The organism is Variovorax sp. BGA-UO-ETr-C22 (assembly GCF_059567965.1).
On sequence record NZ_JCAQPA010000010.1, the window covers coordinates 1,245,026 to 1,265,857 of the forward strand.

At 71.0% G+C, this 20,832-nt stretch carries 14 protein-coding genes; 1 reads left to right on the forward strand and 13 read right to left on the reverse strand.

What is annotated here, in order from left to right:
- Nucleotides 1-50: 50 nt before the first annotated feature.
- Nucleotides 51-2,789, forward strand: coding sequence for a winged helix-turn-helix domain-containing protein (locus tag AC57B8_RS19210; RefSeq protein WP_496480443.1), 2,739 nt, complete (start codon nt 51-53; stop codon nt 2,787-2,789).
- Between the two features lie 60 nt (nt 2,790-2,849).
- On the opposite strand, the gene AC57B8_RS19215 is transcribed toward AC57B8_RS19210, so the two are convergent.
- From AC57B8_RS19215 to AC57B8_RS19275, 13 genes are all read right to left on the reverse strand, one after another.
- Nucleotides 2,850-6,689 carry an autotransporter domain-containing protein gene (locus tag AC57B8_RS19215; protein WP_496480444.1) on the reverse strand — a complete coding sequence of 1,280 codons (3,840 nt, stop codon included), beginning with the start codon at nt 6,687-6,689 and terminating at the stop codon, nt 2,850-2,852.
- A gap of 202 nt (nt 6,690-6,891) precedes the next feature.
- On the reverse strand, nt 6,892-7,785 hold the full coding sequence (locus tag AC57B8_RS19220) for an SDR family oxidoreductase (RefSeq protein WP_496480445.1): 894 nt from the start codon (nt 7,783-7,785) through the stop codon (nt 6,892-6,894).
- A gap of 41 nt (nt 7,786-7,826) precedes the next feature.
- Entirely contained in the window at nt 7,827-8,618 is a 792-nt protein-coding gene (locus AC57B8_RS19225; RefSeq protein WP_496480446.1) for an enoyl-CoA hydratase/isomerase family protein, read from the reverse strand.
- A gap of 5 nt (nt 8,619-8,623) precedes the next feature.
- Entirely contained in the window at nt 8,624-9,775 is a 1,152-nt protein-coding gene (locus AC57B8_RS19230; protein WP_095947975.1) for an acyl-CoA dehydrogenase family protein, read from the reverse strand.
- Between the two features lie 39 nt (nt 9,776-9,814).
- Entirely contained in the window at nt 9,815-11,374 is a 1,560-nt protein-coding gene (locus AC57B8_RS19235) for a long-chain-fatty-acid--CoA ligase (protein WP_496480447.1), read from the reverse strand.
- Between the two features lie 27 nt (nt 11,375-11,401).
- Entirely contained in the window at nt 11,402-12,979 is a 1,578-nt protein-coding gene (locus AC57B8_RS19240) for an acyl-CoA synthetase (RefSeq protein ID WP_496480448.1), read from the reverse strand.
- A 74-nt stretch (nt 12,980-13,053) separates the two neighbouring features.
- The gene (locus AC57B8_RS19245) at nt 13,054-14,157 is read right to left on the reverse strand and encodes a CaiB/BaiF CoA transferase family protein (protein ID WP_095947973.1); all 1,104 of its coding nucleotides are present in this window, start codon (nt 14,155-14,157) and stop codon (nt 13,054-13,056) included.
- Between the two features lie 106 nt (nt 14,158-14,263).
- Nucleotides 14,264-15,091: an enoyl-CoA hydratase/isomerase family protein gene (locus AC57B8_RS19250; protein ID WP_496480449.1), complete on the reverse strand. Its 828-nt coding sequence runs from the start codon at nt 15,089-15,091 to the stop codon at nt 14,264-14,266.
- A gap of 17 nt (nt 15,092-15,108) precedes the next feature.
- Nucleotides 15,109-15,888: an enoyl-CoA hydratase-related protein gene (locus AC57B8_RS19255; RefSeq protein ID WP_496480450.1), complete on the reverse strand. Its 780-nt coding sequence runs from the start codon at nt 15,886-15,888 to the stop codon at nt 15,109-15,111.
- The gene (locus AC57B8_RS19260; RefSeq protein WP_496480451.1) at nt 15,885-17,399 is read right to left on the reverse strand and encodes an acetyl-CoA acetyltransferase; all 1,515 of its coding nucleotides are present in this window, start codon (nt 17,397-17,399) and stop codon (nt 15,885-15,887) included. Before AC57B8_RS19260 ends, AC57B8_RS19255 begins: the two co-directional genes overlap by 4 nt.
- A gap of 4 nt (nt 17,400-17,403) precedes the next feature.
- Nucleotides 17,404-18,555, reverse strand: a complete 1,152-nt coding sequence (locus AC57B8_RS19265; RefSeq protein ID WP_496480452.1) for an acyl-CoA dehydrogenase family protein — start codon at nt 18,553-18,555, stop codon at nt 17,404-17,406.
- 12 nt (nt 18,556-18,567) lie between these two features.
- Nucleotides 18,568-19,770 carry an acyl-CoA dehydrogenase family protein gene (locus AC57B8_RS19270; protein WP_496480453.1) on the reverse strand — a complete coding sequence of 401 codons (1,203 nt, stop codon included), beginning with the start codon at nt 19,768-19,770 and terminating at the stop codon, nt 18,568-18,570.
- Between the two features lie 149 nt (nt 19,771-19,919).
- Nucleotides 19,920-20,789 (reverse strand): UDP-2,3-diacylglucosamine diphosphatase, encoded by an 870-nt coding sequence (locus tag AC57B8_RS19275; protein ID WP_070062854.1) that lies wholly within the window; start codon nt 20,787-20,789, stop codon nt 19,920-19,922.
- Nucleotides 20,790-20,832 lie beyond the last annotated feature (43 nt).

Here is a 20,832-nt window from a genome sequence, read left to right on the forward strand (position 1 = left end):
CGGAATCGTCGGAAGCGACGGAATTTCCAGGCAATCACTCCCCCTTCGCGATGCCTGCACCAGCCCCCGTTCCCCCTTCCTCGCTCCGGATTCTCGAGACCAAGCTGAACCCGCCCGCCTTCGTGGCCACGCAGGTGCCGCGCACCGCCATCAGCGAAGAGATCGCCGCCGCCACCGTCAAGCTCGTGCTGGTGCGCGCGCCCGCCGGCTTCGGCAAGACCACCGCCATGGCGCAGATCCGCGAGCGCATGGACGCGCAGGGCATCGCCACCGCCTGGCTCACGCTCGACCGCGCCGACAACGACGTGTCGCGCTTTCTCAACTGCCTGGCCGAGGCCGTGCAGCGCATCGGCGTGGACGAGCCCGCAAGCCACGCGCCCTTCGACGCCGTGGCCGCGCTGGCCGCGCACGACTCGCCTTTCACGCTCTTCCTGGACGACTTCGAAGTGGTGCAGGAGCCCGCCGTGCTCGGCCTCGTGCGCGAGCTGGTGGAGCACCTGCCGCGGCGCGGGCAGATCGTGATCGGCTCGCGCAGCCTGCCCGACCTCGGGCTGGGCCGGCTGCGCGCGCGCGGCCAGCTCATCGAGATCGACACCGACCGCCTGCGCTTCTCGCTGGAAGAAACCAGCGCCTTCATCGGCCTGCGCCAGGCGCATGCGCCGCACGCCGCCGCGCAGCCGCCGCAGGCGCTGCCGGCCGACCTGCTCTCGCAGCTGCATCGCAAGACCGAAGGCTGGGTGGCGGCCATCTGGCTGGCGTCGATGGCGCTGGAGCGGCACGGCATCGAGACCGGCTTCATCGAGCGCTTCTCGGGCTCCGACCGTGCCGTGGCCGACTACCTGGCCGAAGACGTGCTCGCGCACCAGCCGCCCGAGATCCACGACTTTCTGCTGCGCACCAGCATCCTGCGCCAGCTCGACGCCTCGGTGTGCCAGGCGCTCAACCCGCGCGGCGACAGCGCCGTCATCCTGGAGCAACTGGCCGCCGCCAACCTGTTCCTCACGCCCGTGAGCAGCGATGCCGGCGGCGAGGTGCGCGCGTGGCGCTACCACAGCCTCTTTGCCGATTTCCTGCGTGCGCAGCTGGCGCGCGAGCGGCCCGGCGAACTCGCGCGGCTGCACCTCGCGGCCTCGGGCTGGTACGAGTCGCACGGCCGACCCGTGCCCGCCATCGACCACGCCATCGAGGGCGGCGACCATCCGCACGCGCTCACGCTGCTCGACAGCTACGCCGAGCAGTTCCTCGAGCAGGGCCGCATGCGCATGCTGGCGCGCTGGTTCTCGGCCATTCCTGAACATCAGTTGCGCGAGCACCCGTTTTTGCAGCTCATCGCGCTGTGGGCCACCTGCTTCACGCACGGCCCGTGGGACGCGATGCGGCTGCTCGAACAGTCGGGCTGCCTCGACAGCCCCATTCCCGAGGTGCGCGCCAACGCCCACACGCTCATTCCGCTGCTGCTGGCCATGGAAGACCAGCACGACGCCGCCTACGAGGCCGGCCGCGAAAGCCTCGCGCGCCTGCCCACCGGGCTGGCCTTTGCCGAGGGCGTGCTGCTCAACGCGATGGCCCACATCCTCGCGGTGCGCGGCGACCAGCGCGAGGCGCAGCGCCTGCTCGAGGCCGCGCGGCGCGAGCAGGGCAACAGCACCTTCAACCGCATGTACACCGAGTCGCTGGCGGGCCTGTTCGACCTCACCGAAGGCCGGCTGCGCCAGGCCACCGCACGGCTGCGCATGGCGGTCGATTCCACGCATGCCGTGTCGTACAACCACAGCCACGGCAACGCCTGGGCCGGCGTGCTGTATGCGGGCGCCGTGTACGAGACCAACCAGCTGGTGCAGGCCGAGCACCTGCTGAACGTGTACCTGCCGCTGGCGCGCGACGTGGGCCTGCCCGACCACATGATCCTGAGCCACGTCATGCGCTCGCGCATCGCCTTCCACGCGGGCGACATCGACGCCGCGTTCCAGGCGCTGACCGAACTCGAATACCTGGGCCACCACCGCCAGCTGCCGCGCGTGGTCGCGGGCGCCAAGCTGGAGCGCGCCCACATGCTGCTGCTGCAGGGCAACGGCCCCGCCTCGCGCGACGAGCTGCAGCGCGCCGACGACCCCGAGCTGTGGGAGCGCGAGCGCCGCCAGCGCCTGCCCGCGCACGACCTCGACTACCTCGCGCTCGCGCGGGCGCGCTGGGACATCGCCTTCGGCGACGCGCGCGCGGCCCTCACCGTGCTCGACGCCGAACTGCACGCCGCCGTGGCCGCCAACCGCAACCGACGCGCGCTCAAGCTGCGCGTGCTGCGCGCACTGGCGCTGCAGCGCGCGGGCGACCTCGCCACCGCCATCGAAGAAATCGGCGCCGTGCTGCAGGCCGCGAGCCAGGAAGGCTTCGTGCGGCTGATCCTCGACGAGGGGCCGGCCGTGGGCACGCTGGTGCACCGCTATGCCGCCGCCATGCAGCAGGAAGCGGGTACCGTGGCGCCCGTGCTGCGCAGCGACCCGATCCTGGCCGACTACCTGCAGCGGCTGCTGCAGGTGCTGGGCCCGCCGCCCTCGCCGATCGACGCCGAGGCGCCCTCGGGCGACGCCACCAAGGAGCCGCTCACGCGCAAGGAGATCCGCGTGCTGCAGCTCCTGGCCGAGGGCTACTCGAACAACGCCATGGGCGAGAAGCTGTTCGTGTCGGAGAGCACGGTGCGCACGCACCTGCGCAACATCCACATGAAGCTGGGCGCAAAGCGGCGCACGGAGGCGGTGGCGATTGCGCGCAAGCTGGGCGTGATCCGCTAGCCCAAAAAAAAGGGCCCGCCCGCCGATACACGGCAGACGGGCCCCAACCCTCGCCTTTCGTCAGAACGACACGTTCAGATTCGCCTTCACCGACTGGTCGCGCGCCTTGCCGCCGAACTGCCCGCCATACGACACGCCGAAGGTCGCGCGCGGCGAGAACGCGAAGTCCAGGCCGAGTTGCAGCACGGCCGCGTTCTTCGCCACAGCGACGCCCGCGATGTCCGAGAAGCCGGTGGCGCCCGGCAATGCGACGCTGCTGAACGGCGTCAGGTCCCCGTAGGCGCGGCGCCAGCCGACCATGCCCTTGAGCGTGGCGTCGACACTGCCCAGGCGCACCGCGGTCGATGCGCGCAGGCCCAGCGTCGACAGGCCGACGTTCGCACTGCCGCTGCGCGCCTGCAGCGCCGCCCACGTCCCGCGCTCCGAGAACGCGTCGGTGTGCAGCGTGACGTGCGCGAGGTTGGCGAAAGGCTCCAGCGCCACGTCGCCGGCGGCCAGGCTGTAGCCCACTTCGCCGAAGACCTGCGTGGTCGATGCGTCGTGGTTGCTCTTGAGCGAATCCGCCAGGCCCGCCACGCGCGCCTGGCGCGTGGTGTCCACGTCGTGCCGCGCATAAGCTGCGCCGGCGCGCAGGGCCCACGGGCCGAGCGTGGTGCCGCCATACAGGCCCAGGTGGTAGCTGGTGGCATCGCCCGAGGACGAACGCGCGTCCACGTCGACCTTGCTGCGGCTGTAGCCGCCGGTCACGCCCAGGCGCACGTTGTCGCCCACGCGGGTGTCGCCGCCCATCAGCAGGCCGTCGACCGAACGATCGAGCCGTGCGGCGTTGCCGTCGCCGCGCGCACGGCCGGTCGAGTGCAGGGCCTGGCTCCAGAAGACGGCCTCGCCCGTGGTCGGTGCGGCCATGTGCGACTGGCCGGCGCGGTCGTTGATCTTGACCGGCGCCGTGGACGCGCCCGCCGTGCCGGCCGAGGCGCGCAGGCGCTCCAGCGCCGCCTCGCGCACGAAGCGGCTGTCCTCGATGAGCGCGGTCTTCGCGGAGGCATGCACTTCGCCCGACAGGCTGTCGAAGGCCGCGCGCGCGGCCGGCACGCTCTCCAGCTGCAGCGCGGCGGCCAGCGCCGGGCTCCATGCGGCCGCGCCATCGAGGTTCGCCCCCATCGCGCGCTGGTTGCCCGACTGCGCGACCGCCGCGAACGACACGCTGTTGCGCATGGCTTCCGTGTAGACCTGTGTCGCGGTGTAGCCCAGCTTCGGCGAGAGGAAGAGGTAGTCCTTGGCCACGCTGAAGTCAGCGAAGGTGCCGCTCACGCCGCCCTCGGCGTTCAGCAGCGTGTAGCGCGCGCCCAGAACGTAGCCGCCGAGCACGCGCACCGTGCCGCCCTCGAGCGTGGCCCGGCCGCTGACGTCGAGCCGGTCGGCCTGCGCGTCGGTGCCGCTCAGTTCGGCCTCGAAAGTCGAGCCCGGCGCGAAGCGTGCATTGCCGGCCACGTGCAGCGTGCCGATGGAGTTGCCCGGCGCCACGACACCGCCGGTGGCGATGGTGGTGCTGCCGACCGTGCCGGTGCCCTGCAAGCGCCCGCCCGACAACACGGCCATATCGCCGCCCAGCGTGCCGTTGACCGACAGCATGCCCTGCGCCACCGAGGTCCTGCCCGTGAAGGCGCCAGAGTCGCCGGTGAGCTCGAAGCGGCCCGCGCCCGCCTTGACGAGGCCGCCGCTGCCGCTGAAGCGGCCCGCGAACTGCGTCGAACGGTCGTTTCCGCCGGTGGTCAGCGTGCCGGTGCCCACGGCGACGTCGCCTACGCCGGCCAGCGAGCCGATGGTGGCGTCGAAGCCGTTGAGGTCGAGCCTGGCCTTGCCGGCCACCGTGAACGCGCTGGCGCTCGACAGGCCGGTGGCCGAGCCCGCACGCAGCGTGCCGCCCTGCACCCAGGTCGCGCCTGCGTAGCTGTTAACGCCGCTCAGTGTGGTGACGCCTTCGCCGGTCGTGCCGCCCGTGGTGCGCAGGTCGCCCGCGCCGGTGATGTTGTAGGTGAAGTCGTAGGCATCGCTTCGGTCGATGGCGAAGCTGGCGCCCGCGTCGATGGCCACGTGGCTGGTGATGGAGCCGGTGGTGCCGCCCTCGCCCAGCGCGAGCTCACCCGCCTGGACGTGCGTGTCGCCCGAGTAGGTGTTGGTGCCGGTGAGCACCAGCCGCCCGGCACCGGCCTTCACGAGGCTGCCGCGGTAGTCCTCGTCGGTCTTGCTGCGCAGGTGGGTCAGGCGCTCCCATTCGACGTTGATCGCCGCTGCCTTGGCTTCGACGGCGGCGGCGATATCGTCTTCAGGGATCGTCAAGTTCGCTCCAAGCAGGGGCCAATAGGGAGTTCCCGGCCCAAAGATCTGGCGCAGTCTTTCGAAAAACTCGGCGGTGCCCGTCGCCAGCGGATTGGCCTTTGCGGCGGCCAGCGCCTGGGCGTAGTCGCCGCCCGACAGCATGGCTTCGCGCAATGCCTTGAGCAGCACGACGGCCTCATCACCCAGGGGCTTGAAGGTGTCCAGGGCCACCGGCGCCTTCACGAGCGCGCCCAGGCGCGCGATCTCGGCGGCTTCTTCCTGCTTGCGCTGGATCAGCCCCGTCTCCGAGATGTCGTTGCGCCACGTGTCGGCCGTGCCGCCGGGCATGTCGATGACCGTGCGCTTGAGCAGCTGGCCGGGCCCCTTCATCGCGTTCTCGAGGTTGACGAGGCCCCAGCCGATCACCTCGTCGGGCGCCGCCTGGCGCGTGCCGTCGAGCTTGGTGGCCGTGGTGAGCAGCACCTGCAGCGCCTGCTCGTTGGTCATGTACGGAAAGCGCTCCATGATGACGCCCAGGGCCCCCGTGGCATGAGGCGCCGCCATCGACGTGCCGCCGTAGGCCGCATAGGCTCCGTCGAACACCGTGCTCATGATGTCGCTCCCCGGGGTTGCCACGCACCAGTACTTGGCGATGCCGCACTTGTTGAGGGAGCCGCTCTGCTGGTAGCCCTTCTTGTCCCAGGTTTGCATCGCGCCCGTCACTGTCAGCCAATGCCCCTCCACGTCGGGCCGGAAATACGGCAGCGCCCCGCGCGCCGCCGGATTGGCCTGGCCCTGGTTGTCGGCGGCGAACACCTGGATGACCCCCTCCTTGCCATCGGCCTGGGGCTTCGTGGCGTCGATCGCGGCGTCGAGCCATGACGGCCCGCGCAGGTACTGCACGTAGTCGGCGGTGACCGCCTGCGTGGTGCTGAAATTCGAACGCTGGGGGTTGCCCCAGCTGTTGTTGATGACCCGCACGCCGGCGTCGCGCATGCCCTGGTAGAGATTGCGGAAGTTCTCGGTGGTGGCGTGGCGGTAGCTGTCCGGACTCAACCCGGCACTCGACTTCAGCGCGTCGGGCGCATTGGTGTTGCCCACGAACACGTTGGCATTGAATGCCACGCCGTGCATGTTGTTCTTGATGTCCTGCCCGTCGCGGCTGGCGCCCACGGTGCCGGACACGTGGGTGCCGTGGAAACCGTAACCCACGTCCTTGCCGTTGAGCACGGACCCATCCGCCGCGAACTCGCTGTACGCCCCGTTGGACGTCGCCGTCACCAGCGCCGTGAAGCGCGTGAGCGGCAGCTCGCGCGTGTGGCGCACGTCGAAGCCCGAGTCGATCACGCCCAGCTTCACGCCCTTGCCGGTGAAGCCCGCCGCGTAGGCGTACTCGGTCTTCATCGCCCCAAGCCCCCAGTCGGCCAGGAACTCCTTCGTGCGCCAGCTGGCCGGGTTGCCGATCATGCCGGGGTCGCCCGGATAGGCCTGTGCGCCGGCCGCGGTGGCCAGCATCGAACCCCACACGCACACGGCGGCGCGGGCCACGGCCCTGCGCTTGAACTTCGGTGATCTCGTCATGACGGAACGAACCCTCTCTGTCTTGGAATGGAATGAAAAGACCGTCGCCCTGCCGGTGAAGCCATGTCGGGGAGACATCGCGCACGGGCCGGTTAACGGTCGTTAAATTCTGGAAAGAGGGGTCGTTCTTTGTGATCTCGTCGGTGCTTGTTCCGATACTTTGGAATCCGGTCGCTGGAGTTTTTCCCTAGGTTGCAGCGCTTCAGGCCGCCAGCCGCTGCCGCTTGTCCTGCGCGTCGCGCCCCGCGATGTGCGCGCGCGCGCGTTTCCAGTCTTCATCCTTCCACTGCGACATGCGCGAGAAATTCCCGCCCGTGGCCTGGAACTGCGCGCCGTCGATGGCGATGGTCTGGCCGTTGACGTACTCCGAGCCCGGGCCGAGCAGGTAGGCCGCGAGGTTGGCCAGCTCGGGCATGCGGCCGTTGCGTTCCATCGGGTTGCGCTCGGCCTTGTGCTCGCCGCCGCCGGGGTTCAGGCGCGCGCTCATGCCCTCGGTGGGGAACAGGCCCGGCGCGATGGCGTTGAAGCGGATGCCGCGGCCGGCCCACTCGACGGCGAGCGACTGCGTCATGGCATGCAGGCCGGCTTTCGACATGGCCGAGGGCACGGTGAAGGGCGAGCCGTTCCACACCCAGGTCGTCAGGATCGACAACACCGACGCGGCCTTGCCTTCCGCCAACCAGCGCTTGCCGCATTCGAGCGTCATGCAGAAGCTGCCGCGGAAGACGATGCTCGAGATGGCGTCGAAGGCGCGCGGCGACAGGTCTTCGGTGCGGCTCACGAAGTTGCCCGCGGCGTTGTTGACCAGGCCGTCGAGCGCGCCGCCGTCGGCCCAGATTTCATCGAGCATCTCGGTGATCTGCGTGTCGTGGCGGATGTCGCAGGTCTTGGGCGTCACGCGCCCGCCGTGCAGGTGCATCAGCTCGGCGGCCGTTTCTTCGAGCACAGGCGCGCGGCGCCCGCAGATGTAGACGTGGGCGCCGAGCAGCAGCAGCGCCTCGCTCATCACGCGGCCCAGGCCGCTGCCGCCACCGGTCACGAGGTAGCGGCGGCCGGCCAGCAGGCCGGGCTTGAACATCAGGTCGTCGAGGGTCATGGGAATCCTTGTGTGCGGTCCGTTGGAATTCGGAATGAAGCTCAGCGCCCCGTGTAGACGGGCGCGCGCTTCTCGAGGAAGGCGTTCATGCCTTCGCGGAAATCGCGGGTCTGGGTGCACAGCACCTGGTTGCGGTCTTCCATGGCAATCACCGCTTCCATGCTGCCGGCGTCCACGGCGATGCCGAGCGCCTCCTTGGTCAGGCGCAGCGCCACGGGCGTGGCGTTGAGCATGTCGTCGGCCAGCGCCTGCGCCTCGGCCTGCAGCGCAGGCAGCGCGTCGACGCGGCTCACGAGGCCCAGCGCGTAGGCACGCTGCGCGTCCATGAAGCGGCCGGTGAGCATGTACTCGGCCGCCACCGAGCTGCCGACCATGCGCGGCAGGAAGTAGCTCACGCCCACGTCGCAGGCCGACAGGCCGATGCGGATGAAGGCGGCGTTCATGCGCGCGTCGGGCGTGGCCAGGCGCACGTCGGACGCCAGCGCGAGCGCAAAGCCGCCGCCGCTGGCCGCGCCCTGCACCACGCTGACGATGGGCTGCGGGCAGCGCCGCATGGCCAGCATGATGTCGCGGATGCCCTTCTGCTGTTCGAGCATGTCGGCCACGCCGAGGTCTTCGCCGCCCACCTGTTCCTTCAGGTCGAGCCCGGCGCAGAAGGCGCGGCCCGCGCCCTGCAGCACGACCACGCGCTCGGGGCTGCGCGCGCTGAGGCCCTCGAAGTAGTCGCGCAGCGCGCGCACCAGCACCGGGTCGAGCGCGTTCAGGCGCTCGGGGCGGTTCAGCGTGAGCCAGGCGACCTCGCCGCGCCGCTCGACCTGCAGCACCTCGTTCATCGCCGTCACAGCGCGCGCGAGATCACTTCTTTCATGATCTCGTTGGTGCCGCCGTAGATGCGCTGCACGCGCCCGTCGGCGTACATGCGCGCGACCATGTACTCGGTCATGAAGCCGTAGCCGCCAAAGAGCTGCAGGCATTCGTCGACCACGCGGCCCTGCGTCTCGGAGGCCCAGAGCTTGGCCATGGAGGCGGTGGCGGTGTCGAGTCGGCCGGCCACGAGGTCTTCCACGCAGCGGTCGATGAAGGCGCGGCCGACCTTGATCTGCGTGGCGATCTCGGCCAGCTTGAACTTGGTGTTCTGGAACTCGGCGATCGGCTTGCCGAAGGCCTTGCGGTCGCGCACGTAGTCGAGCGTGGCCTGGTAGGCGCCTTCCATGGTGGCCAGCGCGTTCACGCCGATGATGGTGCGCTCGTACGGCAGGTCGCTCATGAGCTGGAAGAAGCCCTGTCCTTCCTGGCCGCCGAGCAGCGCATCGGCCGGCACGTGCACGTCGTCGAAGAAGAGTTCGGAGGTGTCCTGCGCCTTCATGCCGATCTTGTCGAGCACGCGGCCCACGCGGTAGCCCTCGCAGCCCTCGGTCTCCACGATGAGGATCGAGGTGCCCTTGGCGCCCTGCGTCGGGTCGGTCTTGGCCACGACCAGCACCACGCCCGCAAGGAAGCCGTTGGTGATGAAGGTCTTGGAGCCGCGGATGCGGTAGCTGCCGTCGGGCTGCTTCTCGGCGCGCGTGCGCACGCCCTGCAGGTCGGAGCCGGCGCCGGGCTCGGTCATGGCGATGGCGCCGACCAGCTCGCCACGCGCCATGCGCGGCAGGTAGCGTTGCTTCTGTTCCTCGGTGCCGTGGTTCAGGAAGTAATGCGCCACGATGGTGTGCACCGAGCTGGCCATGCCGCTGAGCGCGCGGCGCGCCTTCTCTTCGTAGAACACGGCCTCGTGGCGGAAGTCGCCGCCCGCGCCGCCGTAGGCCTCGGGAATGTCGGAGCACAGCAGGCCGAGCGCGCCGGCCTTGCGCCACACCTCGTGGCCGACATGGCCGCGCTTGCGCGCCTCTTCGTCGTGCGGCACGACTTCGGTCTCGACGAAACGCACCACGTTGTCGCGGTACAGCTCCAGTTCTTCGTCGCTCCACGAGCGGCGGAAATCGATGGGCATGGGGTGTCCTTCAGTGTCTTGGAATGAGGGGAATGGGGTTCAGCCGACGCGGCGTTCCTTGCCGGCCCAGAAAGGCTCTCGCAGCTGGAATTTCTGCAGCTTGCCGGCGGCCGAGAGCGGCAGCGCATCGCGGAACTCCACGCTGCGCGGGCACTTGTAGTTGGCGATCTGGTCGCGGCAATGCGCGATGACGTCGTCGGCCGTGAGCGGCATGCCTTCGCGCAGCACGATCACGGCATGCACGCGCTCGCCCCACTTTTCGTCGGGCACGCCGATGACGGCGGACATCAGCACCTGCGGCATCTGGGCGATGGCGTTCTCGACCTCGGCCGAGTACACGTTCTCGCCGCCGCTCACGATCATGTCCTTCATGCGGTCGACCACGAACAGCAGGCCGTGCTCGTCCATGTAGCCACCGTCGCCGGTGTGCATCCAGCCACCGCGCAGCGCGGCCTCGGTCTCGGCGGGCTTGTTCCAGTAGCCCTTCATGACCATCGGGCCGCGCGCGACGATCTCGCCGACCTGGCCGGGGGGCAGCTCGTTGTCGTCGCCGTCGACGATGCGGATCTCGGCCACGGGCACCGGCGTGCCGGCCGCGCGCAGCAGGCGGTTGCGGTCGGGCCCGGGCAGGTGGAAGTGCGGCATCAGCACGGCCACGGTGGGCGACAGCTCGGTCATGCCGTAGGCCTGCGAGAAGCTGGTGGCCGGCAGCGCGGCCATGGCCTGCTCGAGCAGCGCGACGTCGATGGGCGCGGCGCCGTACAGCAGCATCTGCAGGCTCGACAGGTCGAACTCGGCAAAGCGCGGGTGCTCGATCACGCGCTTGATCATGGTGGGCACCAGGAACATCTCGGTGGCGCGCGCGGCCTGGATGGCCTGCAGGATCGCCACCTCGTCGAACATCGGCACCACGTGCTGCGGCACCAGCCGCAGGATGCTCTGCAGCGACAGCCCGCAGCCGGCCACGTGGAACATGGGCACGGCGATGACCACGGCGGCGTTGCGCGTCTCGCGCGGCACCGCGGCCACCGAGCTCAGCGCGTTGATGTAGAGGCTGCCGTGCGTGAGCATCACGCCCTTGGGCCGGCCGGTGGTGCCGCCGGTGTACATGATGGCGGCCAGCTCGTCGGCGCTGTGCGGGGCGTCGTCGATGGGCTGCGCGTCGGCCAGCAGCGCCTCGTAGCCGACCATGCCTTCGGGCACGGGGCCGTCGCCGCAGTACACCACGGTGCGCAGCGACGTCGAAAGCTTGCGCAGCTCGCCGGCCATGGGCGCGAACAGGTCATCGACCAGCAGGATGCGCGTGTCGCAGTCGTCCAGCGAGTAGGCGACCTCCTTCGGGTTCCAGCGGATGTTCACCGGGTTGATGACGCCGCCGCCCCACCAGGTGCCGAAGAAGAACTCGACGAAGCGGTGCGAGTTCAGGCTCATCATGCCGACGCGGTCGCCCCGCGCCATGCCGAGCTGCTGCAGCACGGCGCCCAGGCGCGCCACGCGGTCGGTGAGGGTCGCGAAGTCCAGGCGCTGGCCGCCGCAGACCACGGCGGTCTCGCGGGCCTTCTCGCGGCGGCCCTTGTGCAGGGGCTGGGTGAGGAACATGGTGTCGTCTCCTTGGTGGTTTTTTTGTCAGGCAACCCGGCGTGCGTGGCCGGCCCAGTGCGGTTCGCGCAGGCGGTACTTCATGACCTTGCCGGCGCCCGAGATCGGCAGCGCGTCGACGAACGCGACGCTGCGCGGGCACTTGTAGCCGGCGATCAAATCGCGGCAGTGGGCGATGAGCGCCTCGGCATCCGCGTCGGTGCCGGGCTTGCGCACCACCACCGCATGCACGGCCTCGCCCCAGCGCTCGTCGGGCACGCCGATGACGGCGGCGGCGGCCACGGCGGGGTGGCGCGCGAGGGCGCCCTCGACCTCGGCGCAGTAGATGTTCTCGCCGCCGCTCACGATCATGTCCTTGTAGCGGTCGACGATGAAGACGAACCCATCGTCGTCCATGCGGGCGGCGTCGCCGGTGTGCATCCAGCCGCCCTGCAACGCGGCGGCCGTCTGCTCGGGCAGGTTCCAGTAGCCCTGCATCACGCACGGGCTGCGCACCGTGAGTTCGCCCACGGTGCCGCGCGGCACCTCGCGGCCGTCACCGTCGCACACGCGCAGGTCGATGCCCGAGAGCGCCTGGCCGGCCGAGGCCAGCTTGCCGAGCTTGCGGCCTTCGGGCGAGTGGTAGTGGCGCGTGAGGTAGCTCACGCCGGCCGACAGCTCGGTCATGCCGTAGCCCTGCGCGAACTCGGCCTGCGGGAAGGTGGCGAAGGCGCGCTCCAGCAGCGCCTCGGTGATGGGCGAGGCGCCGTAGCCCACGAAGCGCACGCTCGACAGGTCGGCCTGCGCGGTGCGCGGGTCGTCCACCAGCATCTGCAGCATCGCGGGCACGGCCATGAGGTTGGTGGCGCGGTCGCGCTCGATGGCGGCGAGCATGCCGTCCACCGAGAAGCCCGGCAGGATGATCTGCGCACAGCCCATGAGCACGCCGCGCAGCAAAAACGACAGCCCCGCCAGGTGAAAGAGCGGCGCCACCTGCAGCAGCCGCGCGCTGTCGTCGAAGAAGGCGCCGAGCATCGAGACCTGCGCGTTGATCACCAGCGCCGCGTGGCTGAGCATCACGCCCTTGGGCCGGCCGGTGGTGCCGCCGGTGTAGAACACGCCGGCCAGGTCGTCGCCGCCGCGCAGCGCGTCGGGGACGGGCTCGCTCTCGCGGACCAGCGCCTCGTAATCGGTCATGCCCGTGGGCGCCTGGCGCTCGCCCATGTAGACCCAGGTGGTGACGGCGCGCGCGGCGGCGCGCAATTCGTCCGCCGTCGCCAGGAACTGGTCGTCCACGAACAGGATGTGCGTCGCGCAGTCGTCGAGCGAGTGCGCCATCTCGGCCACGCTCCAGCGTGTGTTGACCGGGTTGACCACGCCGCCGGCCCACCACACGGCCAGGTAGTACTCCAGCGTGCGGTCGGCGTTGAGCGCGAGCACGCCCACGCGGTCGCCGGGCTGCACGCCCAGGCGGCGCAGCCCGCCCGCCAGGCGCGCGACGCGCTCGCCGAGTTCGCCGTACGTGCGCGTGCGGCTCTGGAACACGGTGGCGACGGCGCGCGGGCTGCACTGCATGGCGCGGTGCAGGGCCTGCGTGAGGTACAGCGGCGGTGGCGTGGTGGGCATGGACAAGGCTCCTGTCGGTGCGGTGCGGAAATGCCATGCATGCGCGAACGCGCATGCCCGGAAAACGAGGGACGTCAGCGGGCTTCGGCCACGGGCGCTGCCGCGCCCCAGCGCTTGAGCAGCGCGGGCCCGTCGTCGGGCGACACGGCCGGCGGCACGACCGGCGCGGTGCGGCTGAAGCGCGGCGCGGGCGCGGGCTGCACCACGCCGCCCACGGTAGCGAAGGTGCCGCGCGCCACGTTGTGCGGGTGCTGCGGGGCCTCGTCCCAGTCGAGCACGGGGGCGAAGCAGGCGTCGCTGCCTTCGAGCAGCACGCACCACTCGTCGCGCGTGCGGGTGCGGAACACGTCGGCCAGGCGCAGCTTGAGCAGCGGCCAGCGGTCGGCGTCCATCTGGGCGTCGAAGGCGGGGTCGTCGACCAGGCCGCAGCGCTCGCGCAGCAGCGCGTAGAACTGCGGCTCGATGGAACCGATGGCCACGTACTTGCCGTCAGCGCAGGCGTAGGTGTCGTAGAAGTGGGCGCCGCCGTCGAGCAGGTTCTCGCCGCGCTGGTTGCTCCACTGGCCGGCCGACTTGAAGCCGTACATCATGGCCGACAGCAGGGCGGCGCCGTCGGTCATGGCGGCGTCGACCACCTGGCCCTGGCCCGAGGCCTTGACCTCGTGCAGCGCGGCCAGCAAGCCGAAAGCCAGCAGCATGGCGCCGCCGCCGAAGTCGCCCACGTAGTTCAGCGGCGGCACGGGCGCCTCGCCCGAGCGGCCGATGGCGTGCAGCGCGCCGCTGATGGCGATGTAGTTGATGTCGTGGCCGGCCGCGTGCGCCAGCGGGCCGTGCTGGCCCCAGCCGGTCATGCGGCCGTAGACCAGGCGCGGGTTGCGCGCGTGGCATTCGGCCGGGCCCAGGCCCAGGCGCTCCATCACGCCGGGGCGGAAGCCCTCGATGAGGATGTCGGCGCGCGCGATGGCGTCGAGCACCGGCGCGGCGGCGTCGGGGGCGCGCAGGTCGACCTCCCAGGTGCTGCGCCCGCGCGCCAGGATGTCGTGGGGGTCGCGCCGCGTGCCGGGGCGGGCGATGCGCAGCACCTCCGCGCCCATGTCGGCGAACAGCATCGCGCAAAAGGGGCCGGGGCCGATGCCGGCCATCTCGACGACCCGAAGTCCTTTCAGGGGTCCTGCCATGTGTGTCTCCTCTGGCGCGCACCCGGCGGCCTGTTGTGTGAAGGCATCTTGGCGCGCGGGCGCCGGCGTCGCATCGTCGGAAGCGACGAAAGCGCGGAAAGACGTTTCAACGCCCCGTGAAGACGGGCGCGCGCTTGGCCGCGAAGGCGGCGGCGGCCTCGCGGAAATCCTCGGTTTTCAGCGCCAGCACCTGGGCGCGGTTCTCGACCTCGAGCGCGGCGTCGAGGCTCGGCGCCTCGAGGTTGGCCCACATGAGCTGCTTGGTGTGGCGCGTGGCGTAGGGGCTGTTGCGCAGCACGTCGGCGGCCAGGGCGAGCGCGCGCGGCAGCAGCGCCTCGTCGTCGACCAGCGCGGCGACCAGGCCGATGCGCTCGGCCTCGTCGGCCGGCACGGGGCGGCCCGTGAGCATGAGTTCGAAGGCGCGCGAGGCGCCCACCAGCCGCGGCAGGTGGTAGCTGATGCCGCACTCGCCGGCCGTGAGGCCGATGCGCACCGCGCCCACATGGAACGACGCGGAGCGCGCAGCCACGCGGATGTCGGCGCCCAGCGTGAGCGCAAAGCCCGCGCCCACGGCCACGCCGTTGACGGCGGCGATCACCACCTTGTCGAGCGCGCGCAGCCGCCGCACCATGCCGGCGAACAGCTCCTGCCCCGCCATCAGGTCGGCCACCGAGGGCTCGCCGTCGAGCGGCTGGTCGTCGCGGCGCGTGAGCGGCGTCGTGAGGTCCCAGCCGGCGCAGAAGCCGCGACCCGCGCCGGTGAGCACCAGCACGCGCACGCTGTCGTCCTGCGCCAGTGCGTCGAGCGTGGCGCACAGGCGCCGCACGGTGGGCTGGCTCAGCGCGTTGAGGCGCGCGGGGCGGTTCAGCGTGAGCAGTGCGATGCCTGCGCGGCTGCGGTCGATGAGGATGTCGTCTGCTTCGCTGTCGGGCATGGCTGTCTCTTTCTTGTTCAGCGCCCGGTCCAGCGCGGCGCGCGTTTCTCGATGAAGGCGCGCGGCCCTTCCTTGAAGTCTTCGCTCGCGGCCACGCGCTCGAAGGCGTCGCGCGTGAGGGCGCGCAGCGCGGCCTCGTCGAGCCCGCTGTTCGCTTCGCGCGCCACGCGCAGGCTCTGGCGCACCGCCACGGGGCCGTTGCGCGCGATCTCGGCGGCCAGCGCCAGCGCGGCCTCGCGCAACCCATCGACGTCGGGCACGAGGCGGTTGACCAGGCCGAAGCCATGCGCGCGCTCGGCATCGAGCTGGCCCGCCGTGAGGATCAGTTCGAGCGCGATGTTGGGCGGAATGGCGCGCGGCAGCCGGTACAGCCCGCCCGCCGCGGCGATCAGCCCGCGCAGCACCTCGGGCAGGCCGAAGGCGGCCTGCCGCACGGCCACAACGAGGTCGCAGGCCAGCACGAGCTCGGTGCCGCCGGCCAGCGCCTTGCCGTTGACGGCGGCGATCCACGGCTTGCTGCGCTCGCGGTACACGAAGCCCGCGAAGCCGCCGCGCTCGGTGCGCAGCGCGCTGCCGCGGCCGGCCGACACTTCCTTCAGGTCGGCGCCCGCGCAGAAGGCCTCGCGGCCCGCGCCGGTGAGCACCACGGCGCGGATGTCGTCGTCGGCCTCGGTGGCATCGACGGCGGCTTCGAGCCCCGACGCCACGTCGCCGTTGACGGCGTTGCGCGCCTCGGGACGGTCGATGGTGACGAGGGCGACGTGGCCCGGCAGGCGTTCGACAGTCACTGCGCTCATGACACGCTCCAGTTCAAGAGTTCATCCGCACCGGCCGTCACCGTGCCGCTGCACCCGACGGGGCTGCGGTCGAGGTCGGTCAGCACCTTCAGCGAAGCCGCATCCGTGGCCTCGACGCGCGCCATGAGCCGTTCGCCGGCCGGCGTGCGCGCGATCACGATGCCCTGCGAGGGCTGGCCGTCGCGGCCGTAGACCACGGTGAAGGTCTCCAGCGTGGCGGCGCCCGCGTACTGCAGCACCAGCGGCGGCACCGGGCCGCGCCGCGCATCGGCGGCGGCCTGCACGTCGTAGTCGGGCTTCGGAAGCCCTTGCGGCGGCGGGCTGGAGCCCAGCACCAGCGCGTGGTGCTTGGTGACGTACTCGCCCTGTCCGTAGAGCAGCGCCGCCTTGCCCTTCGGCGCGGCGCGCAGTGCGCGCACCAGGCCAGCGGCGGCGTGCGTCATGTAGTCGTTGAGCGGCGCGCCGAAGAAGCTCAGGCCGCCGGTGGAGGTCATGCGCGCCTCGGGGGCGAGGCCCAGCGTGCGGCGCGCCATCTTGGGCACGATGGGGAAGCAGCTGTACAGCTCCAGCATTTCGAAGGCCGAGGCGTCGCCGCCGACCTGCGCGAGCACGGTTTCCATCACCAGGTCCTGCGCGTGCGAGCGGTGGTACTGGTCGCGCTGCAGGTAGTCGCGCGGCTCGCGTGCGGCGGCGCCGTCCCACACGTAGACCCAGCGGTCTTCGGGAATGCCGAGTTCGCGCGCATGGCCCACGCTGGTGAGCAGCACGGCCGCGCCCATGTTGACCAGCGGGTTGGCCACCATGTGCTTGGTGTAGGGCCAGGCGATGAGGCGGTTGGCCGCGTCGACGCGGGCGATGTCTTCGGGCGTGAAGGGCTTGCGCAGCCAGGCGTAGGGGTTGGCGGCGGCCACTTCGGAATAGCGCGCCCACAGGCGCGACGACTCGTCCTGCGCCTGGCGCGGCGTCTGGCCCCAGTGCGCGAGCGCGGCGTTCTCGTAGAAGGGGTAGATGGTGGTCGGCATGGCCGCGCCGAGCTGGATCGCCACGGGGTGGCAGATGTCGGTGCCGCGCACCAGCTTCACGCTGTCGTCGCGCGGGGTCCAGTCGAGCGGAATGCCGAGCTTGGCGGCGGCGTCGACCGTGTAGCGCGCCTCGGCGCCGGTGATGGCGGCCACTTTGCTCTCGCCGCGCGCGATGCGCAGCGCGGCTTCGTGGATATAGCGCACCGGCGCTTCGCCACCGGTAACGCCGTAGACACTGCGCGCCGGGTTGCAGCCCAGGCGCACGTTGAGCAGCGCGGGCGCGTCGGTGTAGGGCCACGAGTACTCGCAGACGACGTCGAGCGAGTCGAGGCCGGCCAGCAGCGCGGCGGCGCCGCTGTCCTGTGCGGCGGCGCGCATGGCGCGCGCCATCAGCTCGATGGGTTCGAGGCCTTCGGCGGCCTCCTTGGTGCGGTGCGTGATCTCGCCGACGCCGACGATGACCGGCGTGCGGTCGTCCAGTGCTGTCATGGGGTTAGTGCTGTGAGAGGGGTTGTTGTTGCTGCAGCTGTGCCACGCGGCGCAGGTGCCACGCGGGCGGGCCGAACTGGCCTTCGATGAGGGTGGCGCGGCGCACGTAATGGCCGACGGCGAGTTCCTCGGTCATGCCCATGCCGCCATGCAGCTGCACCGCGCCCTGCCCCACGGCGCGGCAGGCCTTGGCGACCGCGACCTTGGCGGACGACACGGCGCGTGCGCGCGACGCCGCGTCGGCGCCCGCGGCCAGCGCCTCGCCCACGCTGGCGGTGAGCGCATCGGCCTGTTCGAGCGCCATATGCATGTCGGCGAGCCGGTGCTGCAGCACCTGGAAGCTGGAGATCGCCACGCCGAACTGCTTGCGCTGGCGCACGTAGTCGAGCGTGTCGCGCATCAGCCGGCGCAGGATGCCGATGGACTCGGCGCAGACGGCGAGCGTGGCCTCGTCGAGCGCCTGTTCGATCTGCGGCAGCGCTGCGCCTTCCTCGCCGAGCAGTGCGTCGGCGTTCAGGCGCACCGCCTCGAAGGCGATGTCGGCCGCGCGGCCGCCGTCGCGCGTGCGGTAGGCGCGCAGCTGCACGCCGGGCGCGTTCTTGGGCACGACCAGCAACGACAGGCCCTTGTCGCTGCGCGCCGTGACGATGACATGGCTGGCCCACGGCGCGGCCTGCACCACGGCCTTGCGGCCGTCGAGCTTCAACCGGCCGTCCGCCTCGCGCACGAGCGTCGTGCGCACGTCGTCGCGTGCATGGCGGCTGTGCGGCTCGTCGTGCGCGAAGGCCAGCACGGCTTGCCCGGCGACGACGCGCGCGAGCAGCGCATCGGCCATCGCGCCCGGGTGGCGCTGCAGCAGGCCGGCGCCGATCACCAGCGTGGAAAGATACGGCTCGGCCGCGAGCGCGCCCCCCAGCGTGGGCAGCAGCGCGAGGTGCGCGGCCAGGCCGAGGCCCAGCCCGCCCTGCGCTTCGGGCAGGGCCGCGCCCAGCAGCCCGAGGTCACTTGCCAGGCCTTGCCAGAACGGTGGCGGTGCATCGTCGGCGGTGGCCAGCGCATGAAGCCGCTGCTCGAAGCCGTGCTGGTCGTCGAGGTAGCGCGCGAGGCTGTCGCGCAGCATCGCGAGGGTGTCGTCTTGGTCGGTGAGGGTGGTCATGACAAGCGGGCCTCAGCGGGATTGCAGCAACTGGGCCGCGATGATGTTGCGCTGCACTTCGTTGGAGCCCGCGTAGATCGACGCGGCGCGGTCGTTGAGGTAGGCCGACATCGAGAACACCGCCTCCTCGGGCACGGCCAGCGCGCCCTGCAGGCTGTCGTCCAACGGCAGGTCGGCCGCCGCGTAGTGGGCGGCGATCTCCACGCCGAGTTCGGTCAGGCGCTGGCGCAGCTCGGAGCCCATCACCTTGCCCATCGAGGGCCGGATGCCGTGCGGCTCGCCGCGCGCCTGGGCGCGCAGCGACTGCAGCTCGGTGGCCTCGACCGCATCGATGGCGCAGTCCATCTCGGCCAGGCGCAGCGCCATCTCGCGCGCCTCGTCGGCAGCGGACTCGCCTGCAGCCGCGAAGGCGCTGTCGGCCGCGGCGCGCAGCCGGCGCAGGCGCGCGCGCAGCATCGGCGCCCAGGCCCCGCCGCGCTCGTGCTGCAGCAGGTACTTGGCCACCGTCCAGCCCTGGTTCTCCTCGCCGATGAGGCCGCTGGCGGGCACGCGCACGTCGTCGAAGAACACCTGGTTGAGCTCGTGGTCGCCCGAGATGCTGATGATCGGACGGATCGTCAGGCCGGCCTGGGGGATGTCGAAGCACAGGAAGCTGATGCCTTGCTGCGCCTTGCCGCCTGAAGCCGTGCGCACGAGGCAGAACATGCGGTTGGCGTACTGCGCGTGGGTGGTCCAGATCTTGGTGCCGTTGATGACGTAGTCGTCGCCGTCCCGCACCGCCTTGCACTGCAGCGAAGCCAGGTCGGAGCCCGACTGCGGCTCGGAATAGCCCTGGCACCAGTAGTCCTCGCCCGAGCGGATGCCCGGCAGCCAGGCCTGCTTCTGCACCTCGGTGCCGAAGGCGATGATCACCGGCGCGACCATGCCGGGGCCCATGGGCGCGCGCGGCGGCGCGTCGGCCGCGGCCAGTTCGCTCGCGAAGAGGTAGTGCTGCATCGGCGTCCAGCCGGTGCCGCCGTGTTCCACCGGCCAGTGCGGCACGCTCCAGCCCCGTTGGGCCAGCACGCGGTGCCAGCGGTTGCCGTCGGCGTAGTCAGTGAAGATGCCGGAGCAGCGACGCCCTGCGGCGCGCAGCTCAGGCGTCAGCTCGCGCGCAAGAAAGTCGCGAACCTCGTCGCGAAACGCGGTCTCCGCCGCGCTGAGGGTCCAGGCCATGGTGTTGTCTCACAGGGTTCACACCCGGCAAGTGTGCGGCGCGCGCGCCGGCGCGGCATCGTCGGATCGGACGAACGTGGGCGCCCCACCGCGGCGGTGAGCGCTTTTTTCTTCAGTTCTTGCGTCGGGGCCCGCGCAGGGCCGAACGCTCAGGCCGCGACCGCTTCGCGTGCCGGCACCGCTTGCGTCCCGACGGGCATGTGCTGCGCCCAGTCGATGATCTCGAGCGTCCCATCGGCATGCTCGGCCAGCGCGGTGAGGCTTTCCACCCAGTCGCCGTCGTTGCAGTACAGGATGCCGTCGATGTCGCGCATCTCGGCGTGGTGGATGTGGCCGCACACCACGCCCTGCGCGCCGCGGTTGCGGGCCTCGCGGGCCACGGCGTTCTCGAAGTCGCCGACGTAGCTCACGGCGCGCTTGACCTTGCCCTTGAGGTACTTCGAGAGCGACCAGTACGGCAGCCCCATGCGCGCGCGCAGCGAGTTGAGATGCCGGTTGAGCTTGAGCGTGAACTCGTAGAGCGAGTCGCCCACGTAGGCGAGCCACTTGGCGCACTGGATCACGCCGTCGAACAGGTCGCCGTGGATGATCCACAGCTTGCGGCCGTCGGCCGTCTCATGAATCCACTCATCGGCCACGTCGATGCCGCCGAAGTTGTGGTGCAGGTACTTGCGGGCGAACTCGTCGTGGTTGCCTGGGATGAAGATCACGCGCGTGCCCTTGCGCGCCTTGCGCAACAGCTTCTGGATCACGTCGTTGTGCGCCTGCGGCCAGTACCAGTGGCGCTTGAGCTGCCAGCCGTCGATGATGTCGCCGACCAGGAACAGGGTCTCGCACTCGGTGTGCTTGAGGAAGTCGAGCAGCGCCCGGGCCTGGCAGCCGGGCGTGCCCAGGTGCAGGTCGGAGATCCAGAGGGTGCGATAGCGCAGCGCCGGACGCGCCGCATCGTCGTCCTCCGGCTCGGGAGGCTGGATCGCGGTGTCGCGCCAGGCGCGAAGGAAAGCATCGTCGCGTTGCATGGTCCGGCAGGTTCGCAGCCGCGCGTGACCGCGCGATGGCGAC

Bases quoted from the DNA above. Each gene is read 5' to 3' on its own strand.
- AC57B8_RS19235 (WP_496480447.1), bottom strand. From the start codon at position 11,374: ATGTTCCTCACCCAGCCCCTGCACAAGGGCCGCCGCGAGAAGGCCCGC.
- AC57B8_RS19220 (WP_496480445.1), bottom strand. From the start codon at position 7,785: ATGACCCTCGACGACCTGATGTTCAAGCCCGGCCTGCTGGCCGGCCGC.
- AC57B8_RS19260 (WP_496480451.1), bottom strand. From the start codon at position 17,399: ATGACAGCACTGGACGACCGCACGCCGGTCATCGTCGGCGTCGGCGAG.
- AC57B8_RS19245 (WP_095947973.1), bottom strand. From the start codon at position 14,157: ATGGCAGGACCCCTGAAAGGACTTCGGGTCGTCGAGATGGCCGGCATC.
- AC57B8_RS19210 (WP_496480443.1), top strand. From the start codon at position 51: ATGCCTGCACCAGCCCCCGTTCCCCCTTCCTCGCTCCGGATTCTCGAG.
- AC57B8_RS19250 (WP_496480449.1), bottom strand. From the start codon at position 15,091: ATGCCCGACAGCGAAGCAGACGACATCCTCATCGACCGCAGCCGCGCA.
- AC57B8_RS19240 (WP_496480448.1), bottom strand. From the start codon at position 12,979: ATGCCCACCACGCCACCGCCGCTGTACCTCACGCAGGCCCTGCACCGC.
- AC57B8_RS19225 (WP_496480446.1), bottom strand. From the start codon at position 8,618: ATGAACGAGGTGCTGCAGGTCGAGCGGCGCGGCGAGGTCGCCTGGCTC.
- AC57B8_RS19275 (WP_070062854.1), bottom strand. From the start codon at position 20,789: ATGCAACGCGACGATGCTTTCCTTCGCGCCTGGCGCGACACCGCGATC.
- AC57B8_RS19215 (WP_496480444.1), bottom strand. From the start codon at position 6,689: ATGACGAGATCACCGAAGTTCAAGCGCAGGGCCGTGGCCCGCGCCGCC.
- AC57B8_RS19265 (WP_496480452.1), bottom strand. From the start codon at position 18,555: ATGACCACCCTCACCGACCAAGACGACACCCTCGCGATGCTGCGCGAC.
- AC57B8_RS19230 (WP_095947975.1), bottom strand. From the start codon at position 9,775: ATGCCCATCGATTTCCGCCGCTCGTGGAGCGACGAAGAACTGGAGCTG.
- AC57B8_RS19270 (WP_496480453.1), bottom strand. From the start codon at position 19,770: ATGGCCTGGACCCTCAGCGCGGCGGAGACCGCGTTTCGCGACGAGGTT.
- AC57B8_RS19255 (WP_496480450.1), bottom strand. From the start codon at position 15,888: ATGAGCGCAGTGACTGTCGAACGCCTGCCGGGCCACGTCGCCCTCGTC.